This is a genomic window from Pseudomonas sp. Root562, from assembly GCF_001427125.1.
Lineage (GTDB): Bacteria > Pseudomonadota > Gammaproteobacteria > Pseudomonadales > Pseudomonadaceae > Aquipseudomonas.
In genome coordinates this window covers 207474-225958 of the sequence record NZ_LMGK01000023.1, presented here as the reverse complement: position 1 = coordinate 225958, position 18485 = coordinate 207474, and the positions used below count along the sequence as shown (strand labels likewise).

The 18485-nt window shown below is 54.8% G+C and carries 16 protein-coding genes; 11 read left to right on the top strand and 5 right to left on the bottom strand.

Annotated elements, in window-relative coordinates:
* The 3 genes from ASD60_RS20580 to ASD60_RS20570 all read right to left on the bottom strand — a co-directional run bounded on the left by ASD60_RS20580 (nt 1) and on the right by ASD60_RS20570 (nt 3022).
* A complete protein-coding gene (locus ASD60_RS20580) occupies nt 1-444 on the bottom strand; it encodes a hypothetical protein (RefSeq protein WP_056855775.1) in 444 nt (147 codons plus the stop codon).
* A 3-nt stretch (nt 445-447) separates the two neighbouring features.
* Nucleotides 448-1302 (bottom strand): hypothetical protein, encoded by an 855-nt coding sequence (locus ASD60_RS20575; RefSeq protein WP_236708495.1) that lies wholly within the window; start codon nt 1300-1302, stop codon nt 448-450.
* 541 nt (nt 1303-1843) lie between these two features.
* Nucleotides 1844-3022, bottom strand: a complete 1179-nt coding sequence (locus ASD60_RS20570) for an RES family NAD+ phosphorylase (protein WP_056855773.1) — start codon at nt 3020-3022, stop codon at nt 1844-1846.
* Between the two features lie 226 nt (nt 3023-3248).
* Here ASD60_RS20570 and hrpB point away from each other — a divergent pair, with 226 nt between their 5' ends.
* The 3 genes from hrpB to ASD60_RS20560 all read left to right on the top strand — a co-directional run bounded on the left by hrpB (nt 3249) and on the right by ASD60_RS20560 (nt 7615).
* Nucleotides 3249-5771 (top strand): ATP-dependent helicase HrpB, encoded by a 2523-nt coding sequence (gene hrpB, locus ASD60_RS20565; protein WP_056855772.1) that lies wholly within the window; start codon nt 3249-3251, stop codon nt 5769-5771.
* A 77-nt stretch (nt 5772-5848) separates the two neighbouring features.
* Complete coding sequence (locus ASD60_RS28945; RefSeq protein ID WP_156386286.1) at nt 5849-6019, top strand: hypothetical protein; 171 nt, start codon at nt 5849-5851, stop codon at nt 6017-6019.
* A gap of 159 nt (nt 6020-6178) precedes the next feature.
* Entirely contained in the window at nt 6179-7615 is a 1437-nt protein-coding gene (locus tag ASD60_RS20560; protein WP_056855771.1) for an IS1182 family transposase, read from the top strand.
* Nucleotides 7616-8001: 386 nt separating this feature from the next.
* Here ASD60_RS20560 and ASD60_RS20555 read toward each other — a convergent pair whose 3' ends face one another.
* A complete protein-coding gene (locus ASD60_RS20555) occupies nt 8002-8823 on the bottom strand; it encodes a restriction endonuclease (RefSeq protein ID WP_056855770.1) in 822 nt (273 codons plus the stop codon).
* A gap of 301 nt (nt 8824-9124) precedes the next feature.
* Here ASD60_RS20555 and ASD60_RS20550 point away from each other — a divergent pair, with 301 nt between their 5' ends.
* Nucleotides 9125-9862 carry a hypothetical protein gene (locus tag ASD60_RS20550; RefSeq protein ID WP_056855769.1) on the top strand — a complete coding sequence of 246 codons (738 nt, stop codon included), beginning with the start codon at nt 9125-9127 and terminating at the stop codon, nt 9860-9862.
* A 376-nt stretch (nt 9863-10238) separates the two neighbouring features.
* On the opposite strand, the gene ASD60_RS20545 is transcribed toward ASD60_RS20550, so the two are convergent.
* Nucleotides 10239-10571 (bottom strand): LysE family translocator, encoded by a 333-nt coding sequence (locus ASD60_RS20545; RefSeq protein WP_236708494.1) that lies wholly within the window; start codon nt 10569-10571, stop codon nt 10239-10241.
* 263 nt (nt 10572-10834) lie between these two features.
* On the opposite strand from ASD60_RS20545, the gene ASD60_RS20540 reads away from it, so the two are divergent.
* The 7 genes from ASD60_RS20540 (at nt 10835) to ASD60_RS20510 (ending at nt 18430) form a co-directional block, all read left to right on the top strand.
* Nucleotides 10835-11563 carry a hypothetical protein gene (locus tag ASD60_RS20540; RefSeq protein ID WP_056855768.1) on the top strand — a complete coding sequence of 243 codons (729 nt, stop codon included), beginning with the start codon at nt 10835-10837 and terminating at the stop codon, nt 11561-11563.
* 645 nt (nt 11564-12208) lie between these two features.
* A complete protein-coding gene (locus ASD60_RS20535; protein ID WP_056855767.1) occupies nt 12209-12835 on the top strand; it encodes a flavin reductase family protein in 627 nt (208 codons plus the stop codon).
* 133 nt (nt 12836-12968) lie between these two features.
* Entirely contained in the window at nt 12969-14078 is a 1110-nt protein-coding gene (locus tag ASD60_RS20530) for an amidase (protein WP_056855766.1), read from the top strand.
* A 207-nt stretch (nt 14079-14285) separates the two neighbouring features.
* Complete coding sequence (locus tag ASD60_RS20525) at nt 14286-15560, top strand: aromatic ring-hydroxylating oxygenase subunit alpha (protein WP_056855765.1); 1275 nt, start codon at nt 14286-14288, stop codon at nt 15558-15560.
* A gap of 16 nt (nt 15561-15576) precedes the next feature.
* Nucleotides 15577-16053, top strand: a complete 477-nt coding sequence (locus ASD60_RS20520) for an aromatic-ring-hydroxylating dioxygenase subunit beta (protein WP_056855764.1) — start codon at nt 15577-15579, stop codon at nt 16051-16053.
* A gap of 16 nt (nt 16054-16069) precedes the next feature.
* Nucleotides 16070-17029, top strand: a complete 960-nt coding sequence (locus tag ASD60_RS20515) for a PDR/VanB family oxidoreductase (protein WP_056855763.1) — start codon at nt 16070-16072, stop codon at nt 17027-17029.
* 153 nt (nt 17030-17182) lie between these two features.
* Nucleotides 17183-18430 carry an OprD family outer membrane porin gene (locus tag ASD60_RS20510; RefSeq protein WP_056855762.1) on the top strand — a complete coding sequence of 416 codons (1248 nt, stop codon included), beginning with the start codon at nt 17183-17185 and terminating at the stop codon, nt 18428-18430.
* Nucleotides 18431-18485 lie beyond the last annotated feature (55 nt).

Below are 18485 nucleotides of genomic sequence, written 5' to 3'. Positions count from 1 at the left end.
TTATTCCCATCCCCTGGAAACGGAATCTACCAAGTCTTCCGTAATTTTTTTTCCGATTGATTTTAGGGCGGCTTTTTCCTCACTGAGTACACTTTCGTCAGCAAGTATCAGGTTCACGTAGGCTTTTCCTTTGGGGCTGAGCTCAAAGCCGTTCGTTGTGGGTGTAAGCAGGGAATCCTTGAATGCAAGGTTCAATGCAATTGCCATGGCCGGATCAAACCCCCAAATGGGGAGGTGCAGTTGACCGTGTTCTGCTCCAATTGCAAGACCCTTTATACGCTCGGGAGTCTTGAGCGCCCAGTTTAAAAGGTGGATTTTTGGAAGGCTGCCTTTTGCACCACGGCACGACAGATGAAGTATAAGAAGTGCTTGCGATATTTTGTATAGTGGGCGAAGTTCTGAAAGAACTGGGATGGGCCGCCTTGTGAATTTAAGCTGAGCCATAGTTTACTCGTTGAAGTCCAGTTCACAGATCGCAAGCCAACGAGCAATGGTTCTTCGCACCACCTCGCTTGCCGTAGACTTGTCAATGTTCAGATTGCGGTCGGTGACCAAAAAATCCATCAGCCTGGTCTTTACCAGTTCTGTTAGTTGCTCAGGTGTTGCATCTGACGTGAGCCCCCATTCTTGAACTTCTAACTCGAAGGCGTTTACGATGCGAGCAATATTTACATAAGTCTGAGGCGAACGGTCGTACAGCGACTGAAAGTAAGTATCGTGATCTAGAAAAGATTTTGTGGTGAGAGCTACTAAGCTTTCCACCTGTCTGGCAGGTTTTCCGGGCATCCGTAAACTACATTTTCTGGCCAGGTTTTCGTCAAATGGCTCAAGAGTCATGCTCACTTTCGGCAACGATTCTGTTGGCGAGCCCAGGCATGGAGGTAAGCCTGCTGATATTCTCAGTGTGTTGAACTCCTGCACGTAGAATTCATGATCGTGCAGTAGGATGGTGAAATTTTTGTTTAAATGCGGTAAATCCCAGGCCCTTACTTCTGCTTGCTTGGTCTGAGCATAAGAGAGCAATTTGTTTCTGTTGATTTCGGGCGTGACGAAACACCAAGTTGAAATTTTGGTGTCACCGAGAATTTTCTGCAATTCTGCGGTGTTTTTCTTTAGTTTGCCGAGATCTTTATTGATTTTGTCTCTCTGGTTTTCATATAGCTCATCTTGATGGTACTGCTTTTCAGGGCAGTAACATTGAAAGGCATAACCAGTGCGCTTAGTAAAGCCTTCGATGCCATAATCACCCGGAGACGCGGGAACTTGCTGATATCCATCTGCTCCGTGCTTGAATTTGAACACGAGCTGACATTCTGCTTCCCAGGTTATCCCTGTATATTTACCGAGTGGTGTCGTAATCAATGCATGCCTGCCTTTTTGAAACTCGTCAGGAGGCGATGCTGATCGTTACCCTCCGAAAGTACCCTGATGCGGGGCATCAGTCGCCTGTTTTCATCCAGTAGCCTTGGATTAACTTGGAAATTAGCAAAGGGCCATTAGCAGGTCTAGCTGGATCTGACATATTTAGCGAGCAGTAATTTAAGAGCTGTGTTTATGTACAGTTCTTCACGGGCGTGCCTCATTAAAGGTGCCATTTCGCGAATTGTATTTCTCCAGAGGTGAGCTTAGAGGGCGGCAGCGTGCGTCGGAAAGGGAACGACTAATTCGGCATTGATTGAGCGTGAAATTTAAAGCCAAAAAACCACAGTTTTCACTAGGCTCAGTCTCTCCAATTTGCAAATTGGGCCTTGATTGAAGCTGGCTTCTAGATCGCCGAAGCTCTTAAAATTGCGACGGCTTTTGTCCGAGGGCGTAACTAGGCTGAACGGTACCGTGCACCGACTCATTCTGCTATTTGCAGTGTCACGGAATCGCTGCTTATCACCAGATCGAATGCCGGACGGCTGTAAGCTGATCGCACGCGCTCGGCATTGTCTTTAGCGAACAGCGCGTAGTTGATCCCGCCGGGATGCTGCACAGAGCGAAAACTGATGCCATCAAACTGATGCGGCGCGTAGCAACGAATGTATTCGGCAAACGCTTGAGTCATCACGTAGTCGGTTTCAGGGCGTTCGATAGGCTGAGCAATCTCGTCGTGCAGATACCTCAACAGCTGTCGGTGGTTGCTGCGCTGTTCATAGTCAGGGCTAAACAAGCTTAATGGCGCATGCTTCAGTCGAAGACTCAGCGCATTGAGATCAAAGACCCTCAGCGGTGTAGTGGACACAAACTCTCCCACCACGACCATGTCTCCCTGATTGGGTAACACCTCACGAACGCAAGTAGTGGTGTCCTGTGACACGTACATCCATGAAAAGCCTGCGGCGCTCATCCGATTGTTTTTTGCGCGATCCATTGGCGGTGCACCCAACTCTGCCAGAGGGTTGCTTTTGAAATGCTGAACCTCAGTTGGATTGGCTGCGATTCGAGCACGATAAAGCTCGGTACCTGAAAGTAGCGTTGTGATAACCGCTGGTGTTCCAGGGCTGCAAGGTTTTTCTGCACTCAAAGCCTCGTGAAGGAGTGACTCAAAGAACTTGCGTGCTTTGTCGCTGAAGAACCGGCGTTCATGGCTCAGTTCATAAGCAATGTCGTGCCAGTCACCGACAATCCACCAGCGCTCATGTTCTGCATCGTCAAAGGGATTGCGTTTCACGCAATACACCTGACCTTGCCAGTAGAAGTCGTCTTCATGCGCGCGGGGGCTGACCATTTTATGCGCGATGGCTTTGCAGGCGAGTAAGTTGTCGCATCGAATGGCCCTACTCACCACCTCTGCCAGCGACATCTCACAACCATCGTAGAGCCCATCGTCGACAGAAAAGTGTGTCGGTAGGTGCTTGCGTATGAAACGCGCAATGCGTGCGGGAGTAACAGCTTGCCGAGTTAAGCAATTGCACGCGGTACAGGTGACCTCGAACTCGGGCAGTGATTTGAATCCCTTGAGCATAGGATCCCCTATGCATTCGAGGCAAATGAACATCGTGTTGCCATCGTCAGTATCGAAAGGGATTTGTTCCATAGGATCGTTCACTAGAAAACGCTGTCGTCACTATCAAGGCTGAAATTTACTGGCTTGGGAGATAGAACTCAGTTCATGAAAGGGAGGGGCAAGGAGAATGTTATCCGCCCCGAAATGTTAGTTCATATACCTGCTGCACTCTTCGGCGCAAGTCATGATCGCTGGCTCACCCATGCATCGTATTCCCTGACCACCTTATACTGACTCCCTACAGTTTGGAGTCCACATGAGTACTTTGCCAATCGATGCTGCCCTACCGGCCCTTTTGAACGCTTTGAATGATCGTAATGAGGTCGTTCTGCAAGCGCCTCCTGGAGCAGGTAAAACCACGCGAGTGCCCCTTGCTCTCCTTGGTGAGGAATGGCTGAAAGAGCAGACAATCGTCATGCTAGAACCACGACGTCTCGCTGCCCGTGCAGCAGCGGAACGTATGGCGAGTGAGCTTGGTGAAAGAGTCGGTGAGACCGTAGGCTACCGCATCCGCCTGGACAGCAAAGTAGGGCCGAAAACGCGTATCGAGGTCGTGACCGAAGGGATTCTTGCTCGCAGGTTACAAGAGGATCCGTCACTTGAAAGCGTGGGTCTGGTCATCTTCGACGAGTTCCATATTCGCAATCTTGATGCGGATTTGGCCTTGGCACTGACGCTCAATGGCCGCGAGATGCTGCGAGACGATGTCCCCCTTAAGGTGTTGCTAATGTCCGCAACGCTGGAGGGAGAGCGACTCTCTCGATTACTCGACGATGCCCCTATCGTCACCAGTGAAGGCCGTATGTACCCGGTTACGACGATCTGGGGAGCTCCGTATCAATCAGGCGATTATCTTGATCAGCGTGTAGTCTCGACATGCTTGGATGCTTTGGAGGAACAAGGTGGAAGTCTCTTGGTGTTTCTACCTGGGCAGGCCGAAATACGACGAGTACACCAGTCTCTGAAAGATCGCCTGGGAGATCGAGAAGACGTTTTGCTGTGTCCTTTGCATGGAGAGCTCGAGCTGACTGCACAACGAGCTGCGATTGATCCACCTCCTGCAGGGAAGCGAAAGGTTGTGCTGGCTACCAATATCGCTGAGACCAGCGTGACTATCGAGGGTGTTCGAGTAGTTATCGACTCGGGACTCGAACGCGTGCCTCGATTCGACCCGCGTAGCGGAATGACCAGATTGGACACGCAGCGGATATCGAAAGCGAGCGCGACTCAACGAGCGGGACGTGCGGGTCGTCTTGAACCTGGTGTTTGTTATCGGCTTTGGTCGGAGGTTCAGCACGATCAACTGCCAGCCTACGGTACTCCTGAATTACAGCAGGCTGACCTCGCTGGACTAGCTCTGCAACTATCCAGATGGGGTGTCCTTCCTACTGATCTGAAATGGTTGGATGTTCCGCCTGCAGCTGCCTATTCCCAAGCCTGTGACCTACTCGTTCGCTTGGGGGCTCTGGGTGAGGATCGGAAGCTTACAAAGCATGGACAAGCTATGGCGGAGTTGCCGGCGCATCCGCGCATAGCCCACCTGCTTCTCCGAGGTCATGCTTTGGGCCTTGGACAGCTTGCGTGTGATATTGCCGCGCTACTGGGGGAACGTGATATTCAGCGTGGTGCCGGTGCAGATATCCACAATCGCCTTGCAATTGTCTCTGGAGAGCAGCGTGCCGAGCGTTCCGAGCAAGGCGGTGCGCAACGTGCTAGGCAGCTTGCCAAGCAATACCGATCTTATTTGCGCCACCCCATTGCCAACCCGGTCATAGATCCTGAGCATCCACGGTGGGTGGGAGCTCTATTGGCCCTCGCATACCCCGACCGTGTCGCTCAACAACGTCGCGCTGGTGGTGCTGAGTACCGTCTCGCCAACGGCCGTGCAGCCATGTTTACCGAAAGCGATGTGCTGATGAAGCATTCTTGGTTGGTGATCGCTGATCTGGGTAGTCGCCAAGGCCAACGTGAAGAGCGCATTTATTTGGCGGCGGACTTCGATGAACAGCTGTTCAACTCCGTTCTAAAGGAGCAAGTCCGTCAGGTGGATGAGCTGGACTGGGATGAGCGAGAAGGCGTGCTTCGAGCGGAGCGGCAGCTGAAGGTCGGGGAGTTGGTACTTTCCTCTGCCCCTATGGCAAACCTTGATGACGAAGCTCGCGCCCAGGCGTTGATCAATTACATCCGGCGCAAGGGAATTGAACTCTTGCCTTGGACTCCAGAGTTGCGCCAGTGGCAAGCGCGTGTAGCGCTTCTACGGGATCTGGATTTGGAGAAGGGGAGCACAAGTGATTGGCCAGATATTCGTGACCAAGTACTTCTGGAGTCTCTAGGGGAGTGGCTTACCCCCTACATTACGAAGGTAACCAGGCTCAGCCACTTTGGGCAGATCGATCTTCCATCAATTCTGCGCACCCTCTTGCCGTGGCCGTTGCCGCAGCAACTTGAGGCACAAGCACCTCAGATGATCGGGGTGCCTTCTGGATCGAACATTCGAATCGACTACAGCGAGCGGCCTCCCGTATTGGCTGTGAGACTCCAAGAGTTGTTTGGCCTTGCAGACACACCGCGCATTGCCAACGGACGTCAGGTACTCAAGCTCCATTTGTTATCGCCAGCGCGGCGCCCTGTGCAAGTTACCCAGGATTTAGCAAATTTCTGGAAGTCGACGTACGACGAGGTGAAGAAAGACCTGAAGGGGAGGTACCCCAAGCATTTTTGGCCTGACGACCCCTTGATCGCGGAAGCCACTGCTAGGGCTAAGCCGCGAGGAACCTAGCCTCACCGGCTGTAGTCGCTTGAAACCCTGAATGTTGGATTTAATGAGCGATTGAATCAGCCGGCACCTACGAAGCCATGGATGAACAACAGAGTATGGTGGCGAATGAGGTCAACAACGATATGACGAGGGTGCGCGAGGTAGCAGAGGAAAGCTCGCGGCAGAGTCTGTCGCTGCAGGCGTCGACATTGGAACTGAAGCATTTCAGCGGTGCGCTCAATGTAGCGGTCGGGAATTTTCAGACTTGAGTTAGGGGCGTTGCCGTTTGTGTTCGAACTGACCACTCATTTGCATCGAATTTGACCAGCATACTTGATGACCCTGACTGGCAGAAAACGACCCAGGCTGTGTGAAAACGCCAGTGATTGTCTAACCTTCTGATCGTCTAGATCGTATCGGGGGCGATCATGAAGCGATTTATTGAAGGTGAGGCTCGGACGCAAGTGACGCTGCTGCCAGAGTGTCTGGACGATTACGTAGTCGAAGAAAATCCAGTGCGCGTGGTCGATGTTTTCGTCGATGAACTCGACTTGGGCGCACTTGGTTTTGAGGGCGTCGATCCTGCCGCAACGGGTCGTCCGGCCTATCACCCAGCGGTGTTGCTGAAGATCTATATCTACGGCTATCTCAATCGGATTCAGTCCAGTCGCCGGCTTGAGCGTGAAGCTGAGCGCAACGTCGAGCTGATGTGGCTCACGGGGCGTTTGGCCCCGGACTTTAAAACCATTGCCGACTTTCGCAAGGACAACGGCAAAGCCATTCGCAGCGTATGCCGCCAGTACGTAGTTCTTTGTCGCAACCTCAATCTCTTCTCCCAATCGATCATCGCCATCGACGGCAGCAAATTCAAAGCCGTCAATAATCGCGACCGCAACTTCACTCAGGGCAAGGTGAAGGCACGCATGCAGCAGATCGAGCAGAGCATTGATCGCTATCTGGCGGCGATGGATTCGGCGGATCGGGCAACACCCGAAGTGGCCGAGGCCAAAGCAGAGCGGCTTAAAGAAAAGATAGAAACACTGAAAAAGCAGATGCAGAAACTCAAGGAAATCGAGGCGCAGCTCCACGAAAGTCCAGACCAGCAGATTTCCCTCACAGACCCAGATGCACGCTCAATGGCCACGAGCGGTCGAGGCACCGGGACGGTTGGCTACAACGTGCAAACCGCTGTCGACGACAAACACCATTTGATCATTGCCCATGAGGTGACCAACGTTGGCAATGATCGCGGGCAGCTGAGCAATATGGCGAACCAAGCGCGTGAAGAAATTGGAGCTGAATCGCTAACGGTGGTGGCTGATCGAGGCTATTACAAAGGTCTGGAAATCCTTGCTTGCGAGCAAGCCGGCATCACTACCTTAGTACCGAAACCCCTCACATCTGGCAGCAAAGCGGAAGGCAGATTCGGCAAGCAGGATTTCATCTATCTTGCGGCGTCGGACGAGTATCGATGCCCTGCGGGGCAGTTACTAACCAGGCGACATTCGTCGACGGAAGACGGCATGTTATTGCATTGTTATTACTTCTCAGGCTGCCAGTCCTGCTCAATGCAAAAGCAATGTACGACGGGTAAGGAGCGTCGGGTGAAGCGCTGGGAACATGAAGCGGTAGTCGACGCGATGCAGGTTCGGCTGGAGCATGACCCGGGGAAGATGAAGGTTCGCCGCCAGACTGTTGAGCATTCTTTTGGAACGCTCAAATATTGGATGGGAGCCACCCACTTCCTGACCAAGACACTTCCGAGAGTAAGTACCGAAATGAGCCTTCATGTGCTCGCCTACAACCTCAAGCGAATGATGAACATCTTTGGCATCGCAGGACTGCTTGAGGCGATCAGGGCGTGAGTCCAGCCGCTTGCTCGCCCGTTAGTAGCCATTTGGGCCGCTGACGCGGCCCAAACGGCATTACGAACGTTTATGTAGCTGACTTAGATGATTCGCACTTCCGTCCGCTGATTCCACAGGCAATCCTCGCGACTCTCAGTTTTCGACGTATTTAGCGCGTTTTCACACAGCCTGGACCCAAAGCTGTCGGTGAGCATTTGGTGAAAGAGTTCAATAAAACGTCAGCACTCAGAACCTGGGGCTGGATTTTCATCATTGATGGCACGCCTCAGGTTTTGCCGCCCACATCGCTTTATAGCTCTCCATTACTGCGTGCCTTGAGAGGTCAAGTACGATGCAAACGCTTGGTCAAGTCAGGTGCAATTTCCCAGGGAACGGGACTTCAGTTATCCATCCCTAAGTGGCCCATCGAGTGTCACACCGATGATGGGCGCCCTTGGTTCAAAAATCGACCCTCCAAAAACCTCGTCGAATGCGGTTTCCACGTCTTTGAGGTACTTGAGGATAACGTCCAAAAGACCGCGAAACGTATCGCAATGCCACCTAACGTGAGGAGTAATCAGCTTCAGCACCCTGCTCTTAAAGTCATCCAGATCTTTAGGCAAACCTAGTAAGACGTCCGCCCCCAAAACTGGCGACATGGCTCGATAATTATACATAGACAATGACATCACTGGGACAGCGTGCAGCGCGCACAGGAGATCAAACTTTTCCTTCTGTTCCGGGCCCAAGGCATCGTAAGCGCGATCTCGAACGCCATTGCACGGCTCTACGTACTGGAGGGGGGTATCAGCCGTATCGCCGATGAGTGGGCAGAAATACCGGGTCCACCACGCCTCAAAATAACGCTGCTGGAACTCTAGGTACGTCATACCGACGATGTTGGTATTTTGCGTGTAGCGCTGGGCGCCCTTTTGGAGACCATTCTTCGAGATGATGAACCCGATGTTTGCCCCCGTTTCATGCATTACAGTAGTGAACGAGTGCACCACGGCCTGTGGAATGGCGCTTCCCCAATTCTTGCATTCCACGATGTACTTGATCTTGTCGACACTTCGAACGTCCACAGCCAGCACGTCCACATTTACGGATCCCCGCGGCGTATCGAGATCAACCTCAACCTCTGCGGTTAAGCCAACATTGCGGAAAATTCGTTGCACACCACTTTGAAGGTCCCGCCAGTCTTGTGGTAGCGGATCGTCGATCACAGCTGCGTCTCCCGTTGCAGTTCGCGGCGTGAGAGACTACTTCTTCACAAAGGCGACGTCCACAGGCTAGCTACAGCTAAGACCTCAAGTAACGCAATTGGTCAGCTGCCACCGGGGATTGATCCTGGCGGTGTGCTTAGAAGCGACTGCTGCACTGGCCACATTCAATCCAAGGGTGGTCTCATGGAGTACGAGCTGGAGGACGGCTCGACGCTTGAAGGTCGGTTTGCGGGACTTATCCGGCGATATCCAACCTGATATCCTCCCGGCCCTATCGCAAAGGTAAGGCTGGGAGCCTGAGATGAGTTTTATCCCGAGCTGTGACAACAGACACGACGCCATTAGCTCTCTTGCTGAGATCTACGCAGTTTCTACCGATGAGATCGAACGAGTGCTTCTAGCCCCGGCAGTGCTGGAAATCGCACAGGTGTACTCTGAAATTAAGCGACCGGAGTTCCATGGAGTTGTTTGGCACCTGCTAAAAGCCTACCCGCGCGATGACATCACCCACGCGTATTACTACCACTCGACGAGTTATGCGGGGTGCGACTCGTGGTTTGCCGAGGGGTTGTTGGGTTCTTCCCAAGGCGTGGGGCGCTTCTTGGATAAGATCATGGAGTGGGTACCCCCCGAAAAACGACCAACTGCAAAACAGCGGGCTGAGGGTATTGTGAAGCTTCGCAGCGAGTATGAAGGGTCTACAGCTGCGGGCACGGGCCCTTACGCGTGGAACACCTTCACTGCTGCAAGCGACAGTGAAAGCGGCATCCGATACCGCGTACCAGAGGCAGTCCAAGATCTATGGTCTAGCAGCTTTTGCGGAAGTGGCGGATTTGTCGACCTGCGCAGTGTTATAGAAGAGCGACTGAAGCCTGTCGTAGTCAAGTTCAAAGGGAAAACGACTGACATCGAGGACTACTGTGCGTCACTTTGGGCCTACCTGCTTTCGGATGACGGAGAATGTCACCTCACCCACACCTTCAAGGGCACCGGACAAACCATTCCCCGCGAGGACATCGCCGCGGTAATTGACGTGTAACGACTTGAAGGCTGAGCCGTATGAATGGCGAAATGATTGATTCGCCGTTCGAATAAATTGCAGGAAACACGAGCCCCCTGACCCCCAAGATCAGCGCGAGTGTCTGGCTAAAGAAGGAGCTGGGCGGAGGCTTCAATGTCGCAGGTGGAGGACGGTATGAGGGTGAGCGCTTTACCTCACCGAACAACAAGGTGTCGCTTGATTCGTACACGACGGCTGAATTGGCTGGCGTATATCGAAACGAGCACTACGACGTGACGCTGAATGTCGATAACCTATTTAACCGTGAGTATTTAGTTTCTGCCAAGGCGGGTAGTGATAACTCCAACTACCCCGGGGCGCCTCGCAGCGCCAGCCTACGTGTAGATTATCGCTTCTAACGAATTAGCATCCCGGCCAATGGGGTTCGGGTGCCGCTGCTTGATTCAGCAAAAAATGCGCGAATGCCCAGATAGATCAGATAACAGGCGCCTACCGTCTTTACGACGTCAAACGCGAGCGCTGAAGTCATCAGAATTGCCGATAAACCTAACGCTGCGCTCAACGTGTGGATCAGGTCACCGGTTGCAATGCCTAGTCCTGTGGTAATACCGACTTTACGACCACCTTGAAAGGTTCTCGTGATGACCAGCAACACGGCGGGGCCCGGGATTAAAAAAAGACCGATAACTACCGCTACGTACGTCAAGATAGTTGCGAGATCAGCCATCGCCAGTTACCTCCAGACAGGACAAGGCTCCAGTTATCCTTATCTGTACGTCGAAAGCAATCTGAGTTGCCTCGGATTGAACGTCCGATTCTGGCCGTTGCCTGACGGTCACGACCGGCTGCTCCTGGCCGATTTATGCCTGTTGTGAAGGGCTGCAGTCGACCCATAGCTGACGGTGGCGAAAGGCAAAAATCGGCCAAAATCAGTCATCTAAATGTCTACAATTTATGATCCCTCCCTCATGAGTCTTCCTCGGAGATAACATGCTCACGGCAGAAATAATCATCGGCAAAGTCGTCGAATTCATCGTTGGAAAATCATTAATGGCTATTGGGAAATTGTCACCCAAAGACAGGCGAAAAGCGTGTCGTTCATTAACCAAGCTCTACTACTCGCTCCAGGCGCTTGAAGACGTGACTGAAACGATCCTCGAAACTGCAAGTGACTTCCGCAGCACAGAAACTGGCGAAGCTGTCGCGGTTATGCATGCCTTGAACAATCACATGCATGAAGTTGCACTGGCCAGCAACATGTTCATTGACCTTGGACATGAGCTTCATGCGGGCCTACAGATCGTTGACCCGGCTCTGGCGGCGTGTTGCGACGCTTTATATGTTAGTAAGTTCGATTTCCTTCGCGAGATGTCAGACACAGTTGCCTGGGATCGAACTAACACTGCTAGTCAGATCATCATCAAGATGCCAAAAAGAACTACAAGCGAGGAGCTGTTGAATTCTAAGTATGCCGAGGCCGCAGTAGCATTAACGGCTGGTGAAAAATACTACTGGGCTGATACTTGGCTTGAAACGAACGAGCCACACCAGATAGTTCTCACCTGGGAGGATCACGACTCAGCGAAGGCATTCTTGTGCAGGCTTTGTGAGCATCGAGACGCGCTTACAGCTGCTAAACAAAAGCTTCGGGAGCTCCTGAAATCTAGCTTCAACATAGAAGAACTCCTCTTTCAAACAGAGGCGCATCCGTATCGCTAGTAAATGACCTCTAGTGGCCAAAAGCGACCTGTTCTGAACGTCCGAAATTGGCCGATTTCTGCCTGTCGCGACCGACTGAAACGCTCGTCCTACGGTCAAGCTCGTCCTACGGTCAAGAAAGCCTCGATTTATAGAAGTGTAGCCGGTGACCGAAAACTGACCCAGGTGTTCAACTGCTTCTGCTCACTTTCCGAGCAGGAGAACACAGGGTGATCATGAGCTTTGGGGGGAAATCCGGCGGATGTACTTCCGCGACAAGCTCTCACTGCATCAGATAGCCAAACGTACCGGGCTGTCGAGAAACACCATTCGAAATGGGGCAGAGCGCCCGAAACAACTCCACCCGCGCGAAGCTAGTCCTGCACGAAATCCTTCGCACGCCAATAGAGCGTTTGGGGTGCTTTTTTAATCATAGGTGGTTACCTAATTGCGGTGCGGCACGAGAGCAGCCGAGGCCTGAAGAAAAGATCGGTAAGGTCACCCCGAGGATGCCTGCAAGGGGTGCACGGTTAGCTATCGGTGCGATAAGCGCAACGAGATTCACAAAAGCTGTCGTTGAAGCTCAGCACAACCAGTCTTTATGGTCAGCCGTTAAACGAAACCCCGTCCCGAATTCGGCCTTCTATTTCGTCAGGAGCTTGAGCCATGGAATCCTTCATCTATGTTGATGGCGTCGGCCTCGACCCGGCGGCGTCGCATAAACTGATCGTCGGATGCGTGGTGCCGAGGCCCGTTGCCTGGGTCACCACAATCAATGCCGAAGGCATCGTGAATGCCGCTCCGTTCAGTTCCTATAACTATGTCGCAACCAGCCCCACGCTGTTGGCAATCAACATAGAGAACCGCAACGGCGAGCCCAAGGACACCGCGAAAAATATCCTCGAGTCGCGCGAATTTGTGATCAACGTCGCGACTGAGGCAACCATGGACCTTATGCATCGCTGCGCCGAAGACTACGGGCCCGAGGTCAGTGAAGTGCGAGAGCTGGGCATCGAACTGCTGCCCAGTCGCTGCATCCGGCCACCGCGCATCGCTTGTACACCAGTGCAAATGGAGTGCCGGCTGGATCAGGCCCTGGTCTTGGGCGAGGGCATGAGCACACTGTTCATTGGTCAGGTGGTGGCCTATCACCTGGCGGCGGATATCTACGACGGCAGCCGGGTGGACAGCGTGAAAATGCGCCCATTGGCCCGTATGGGAGGGCCGTACTACGCCGCGCTTGGCGAGATTTTTCACCGGCCTGTGGGTGGCCCGCCGCCTGTTGCCGATTGAGACGGACACCGCTCGCCAAGCTTGACGACGCTGTTGCATCCAGGGCAACGACTGTCTCCATCTCTGTCATTGATGGCCGGTGCACCGTGTCGCTACCGTCACAAGCTAACGACACAGAGCGCAGGAGGTTTTGATGAGCGGATGGGTGATCAAAGAAACGCTGGGCGGCCTTGGGCCGACGGTGGCCATCAAGGACACCATCGATGTTGCCGGCTGGCCCACTCGCGCGGGGAGCCGTGCGTTCGAGCATTGCGTACCGGCAACGGATCATGCCGAAGTGGTGCAGGCGCTGTTGACCGGCGGCTGGCAGGTTGTCGGAAAAACGGTGCTGCACGAGCTCGCATTCGGCGTCACAGGTATCAATGAATGGGCAGGGACAGCGCTCAATCCAATGGCTCCTGACCGGATTGTCGGCGGTTCGTCCAGCGGCTCGGCGGCCGTGGTCGCGCAAGGCGCGGCGGACCTGGCCCTGGGCACAGACACGGGAGGCTCGGTAAGAATGCCGGCCGCCTGCTGTGGAATTTTCGGTCTCAAGCCGACATTTGCCCGGTTGAGCCGCCAAGGCGTGCAGCCCGTGTCAACGAGCCTGGACTGTGTCGGTCCAATGGCCAGAGACATCGGCGTTATTGTCGCGGCCATGGCTGCAATGGATGGCACCTTCAAACCGCAGTCAGCCCGAGCCGATTATCGCGTCGGTGTGGTGCAGGTGGATTGTGAACCACAGGTACAGGCAGCGCTCGACAAGGCGTTGGCGCGCAGCGGATGGCGATCGCAACTGGTTTCTCTGGATGGACTGGCGACTGCCTTCGAAGCAGCCCTGACCGTTATCAACATCGAAACCTGGGCGGCTTTTGGTCAGTACACCGGAAAAGGCTTGCTGGGCGCCGATGTTGAGGCTCGGCTGGCTCGAGCGGCGGATACCACGAAAGAACAACAGGTCCGGGCCGAGCAAGTGCGTAACGCTTTCACTTCGCAGGTCGACGCGCTGCTCGAGTCATTCGACGCCCTTGTTCTGCCGAGCCTGCCGCGCCTGCCACCATTGCTGGAGGACGTGATCGGCGGCGCCCCTGTCCTGGATCTCACCCGGTTTTTGCGCCCCTTCAATCTCACCGGCCATCCGGCCTTGACCATGCCGGTGCTCTGCGGCGAGGGGCCCCTCATGGCCGGCCTGCAACTGATCGGCCGCAAACACGACGATGAACTACTCTGCGCCATGGCTTCGGGATTGAGCGCTCGCCTTTGAGCAGCTGTTGTCTTGGTCCATCACTGCTTTGCTCAGTATTTGCCCGGCTGACCCCCGGGCTTTTTTTCGCCCGCTCAATTGTCGGCGCAGCCACCGCACCTGTTGCGTTTTGCGCAACAAGTTCGCCTGTGGCTGCGATTGTTGCAGATGCCCACAACCCTTAATTTTCAATCACACGCAATAGCCAATAACAACAGGAATATTCCCGTGAGCAACCTGATCGACGTTGTGAATCTGGACGCAAGTCCTGCGGATCTGGTCCTGCCTGACCGAGTACACACCTCGCTGTATACCGATCCCAAGCTCTTCGATGCCGAGCTCGAAAAAATCTTCTACAGCACCTGGGTATGGGTGGCGCACGCAAGCGAAATCCCGGAAGCCGGCAGCTACAAAAGCACCTTCATCGGTAAACAACCGGTGATCGTCGCCCGTGACCGCAAAAAACAGGTGCACGTTCTGCTCAACCGTTGCCGTCATCGTGGCGCCACGGTTTGCGAGCACAAGAAAGGCAAAACCAACAGCTTCGTTTGCCCGTATCACGGGTGGAGCTATGCACTGGATGGTTCCCTTCGCGGCGTGCCCCATCCCGAGAGCTATGGCGACTGCTTGGACAAGAGCGAGTTGCCATTGGTCAGCCTGCGGGTCGAAGAGTATGCCGGCATGCTGTTCGCCACGTTCAAGGATGACATCGAACCGTTGACGGACTTTCTCGGCCCGGCGAAAAAATGGATAGATCTGTTCATGAAGCAGGGTGCTGGCTACCCGATCAAGGTGCCGGGCGAGCATCGCTTCCGGTTTCCCGGCAACTGGAAAATTCAGTTGGAAAACACCACCGACGCGTACCACTTCCCGCTGGTGCACAAGTCGTTTCTGTCCTCGGTCGATGAAGAGACGCTCAAGCTGTTCGATTTCGTAGAAGGCCCGGGCTATGTCGAAGATCTCGGTAACGGCCACAGCGTGATGGTGATGATTCCGGATCTGGTGGATCTGGAAGCCGATCTGGACCGCCCCGTACCCGAGCGCTTCGAAGGTCTGGCAGCCGAGCTGCGCGACGAAGGCATCGACGAACAGCAAGTGCGCCGTATCGTGCGGGCTGTCGGTGGATCCGGCTTCAACCTCAACCTGTTCCCGAATGTCGCCTGCTCGATGGCGTTCTTCCGGGTACTGCAACCGATTTCCGTGACCGAAACCGAAATTCATCACTCAGTGATCACCATGGACGGTGGGCCTGCGACAGCCAATCGCTACCGCCTGCGCTTGCACGAACATTTCCAGGGGCCCATGGGGTTCGGCACGCCTGACGATTCCGAAGCGTGGGAGCGGGTGCAGAAGGGCGCCAGTGCCGGAGAGGATCTGTGGATCATGCTCAACCGTGGTCTGCCTGGGGAAAAGCCGAGCGAGGACGGTCTGGTCAGTGACGTGAGCGCCGAGACCGGGATGCGAGCGGCCTACCAGCAATGGAAAAAAATGATGTCGGCTTAACCGGCGGAGAATCCTGATGAACCTGCACACACTACAAGAAGTCACCGCTTTCATCTGGCAGGAAGGCGACATGCTCGACCACGGCGAGTTCGCCGCCTGGCTCAATCTCTGGGTCGAAAAAGGCACCTACATCATCCCGATCGACCCGCGTGAGGAGGACTTCGAGAACAGCCTCAATTACGCCTACGACGATCATCACATGCGCACGTTAAGGGTTCAGCGGCTGACCAGCGGCGAGTCGATTTCCACCAGCCCGCAGCCGCGTACCGTACGTTCGCTATCGACGTTCCGCATCCTGGCGCAGGACGCGGAGCGAGTGACGGTGCGTTGCGCACAAAACCTGCGCGAATTTCGCAAGGACTCGCTCAAACACTACAGCGCCGACATCGTCTACACCTTGGTGCGAGACGGCGACAGCTTCAGGATCGAGCGCAAGCTGATCCGCCTGATCAACAGCGACGATACCCTTGCCGGTATCGGCTACATCCTCTGATCGAATGGAGGTTTCCATGAACGAGCAATCTTTGAAAGTGCGGGTGCTCAAGCGCGAGATGCAAGGTCGGGACGTTTTGGTGCTTGACCTGCAGGCCAGCGATAGCGCGCCACTGCCGGCGTTCGAGGCCGGGTCTCACGTCGACCTACACCTTGACGGTGGTTTGATCCGCCAATACTCGCTATGCGGCAACCCCGGCCAGACGTCGATCTACCGGATTGGTGTGCTCAAGGATCCAGCTTCCCGGGGCGGCTCGATTGCTGTTCACGAGCAGCTGGAGGAGGGGCGCGAACTGTGCATTAGCCGCCCGCGCAATCTGTTTGCACTCTGCGCCGATGCCGAATATTCGATTCTGATCGGTGGGGGTATCGGCATCACACCGATGATTGCCATGGCCTACGATCTGCAAGCGCGAGGCGCCCCGTTCGAGCTGCATTATTGCGGTCGCCTGGAGGCCCACAGTGCGTTTGTCGAAGAGTTGTCCAAAGCGCCGTTCGCCGATCGAGTGCACAAGCATTTCGGTGAGGGTCGTCTTCGCGATCGCTGGGATGCGGGCGCAACGCTGGGTCAAGGTAAACCCGGTACGCATGTCTACACCTGTGGCCCGACCGGATTCATGGAGTGGATCATCGATAGCGCCCTTGACCAGGGATTCGCCCAGGAAAACATCCATCGCGAATATTTCCAGACCGAAGTCGATACCAGCGGTGCCGGGTTTGAAGTGGTCGCCGCACGCACCGGCAAGACGCTGAACGTAGCTGCGGACCAGAGCATCGTAGCGGCGTTGGCGGAGGTCGGAATCGAGATCGAAATGTCCTGCGAACAAGGCATTTGTGGAACCTGCGTTTGCGATGTGCTGGAAGGTGAACCTGATCACCGTGACGTTTATCTGACCGAGGAGGAGAAATCCGCGAACGACCAAATGCTGCTGTGCTGCTCCCGTGCCCGCTCGAAACGACTGGTACTGGACGTCTGAACCAAACGCTTTATCCGTTGCTTGCTCCTGAAAAAAAACAATAAACGATCACATGACAACGTCGGCGTCAGGCCAACCCCTGCCTGTTTGGCTGCCGCCGACCTTTGCACGCTCTGCTGATCACTGTGCCACGCACTTATTCTGGATGCATTTATGTTTCAGTCACGATCTTCCCTGCACGTCATGAAATATGCCAGCCTGTTGGGCCTGGCCTTTCCTTGGGCCGTGTACGCCGATGTGATCGACGACAGTCACTTGTCGCTGACAGCGCGCAATCTTTACCTCAATCGCAACTTCACCAACAAGGACCCCGCGTTTCCGAAGATCGGCAACTGGTCCCAGGGCTTCGATCTGCAATTCAAGTCCGGCTATACCGACACCCCACTTGCCGTGGGACTGGACGTGGACGGCCAATACGCGGTGCGCCTGGATGCCCACGGCAATGATGGATCCTTGCCCTACAACCCGGTCACGGAAAAGACGGCCAACGACTACAGCCGTGCTGGTGCTACCTTGAAAATGCGCTACTCGAAGACTGAGCTGAAGGTGGGCGATTACAAACCGTTCCTGCCGGTGGCCTCCAACGATCCGAGCCGCCAACTGGACACGATCTATCAGGGCGCCGTCTTGGAGTCCAGGGAAGTGGAGAACCTGACGCTCACCGGCGGCCGCTTCTGGTCGGCGGTGACCCGCCAGTCCTCCGATCATGAGCAGTTCTATCGCAATGGAACGCTCGACTCGGATGACAGCATGGGACTGGATTTCGGCGGGGCGACCTATGCGCTACGCCCCAACCTTGAGGCCACGTATTTCTACGGCGTGATGCACGACATTTACCGCCAGCATTACGCGGGCGTCAAACACACGGGAGACCTGGGTGCCGGCTACAAGCTCAAGACTGAACTGGGCTACTTCAATAACAGCGAAGATGGCGACGCGCGAGGAGGAGAGGTCGACAATCGCTCCTACAGCGCGTCGATGATCGTGTCCCACAGCGGGCATCAGTTTGGTGTGGCCTATGAGCGCATGTTGGGCGAAACCGGCTACCCCAATATCAATGGCTATATTCCGCAACCGTTCCTGCCCAACTTTGCGGGGCTGGGTTTCTGGAACGCGGGTGAGCGCTCTTGGTCGGTCCGCTATGGCTACGACTTTGCGGCGGCAGGGTTACCCGGCCTTACGTTGCTCACGCGCTACATCAAGGGCACGGATATCGATCGAGGTCAGGGGTTGGCGGATGGGCGCGAATCCGAGCGTGATATCTGGGCGACCTATGTGGTGCAGTCCGGGCCGCTGCAAGGGTTGTCCTTCGACTTCAAGAACATTCATGTCCAGCAGCAGTACGGTAATGACTACGATGAGTTCCGCCTGGCTACGTCGTATACGTGGCGATTCTGGTGAGTGAACCTGCGCAGTGGAAGGCTCTCGGGACTTTCACTGCGCGGGCAGCGCTCGC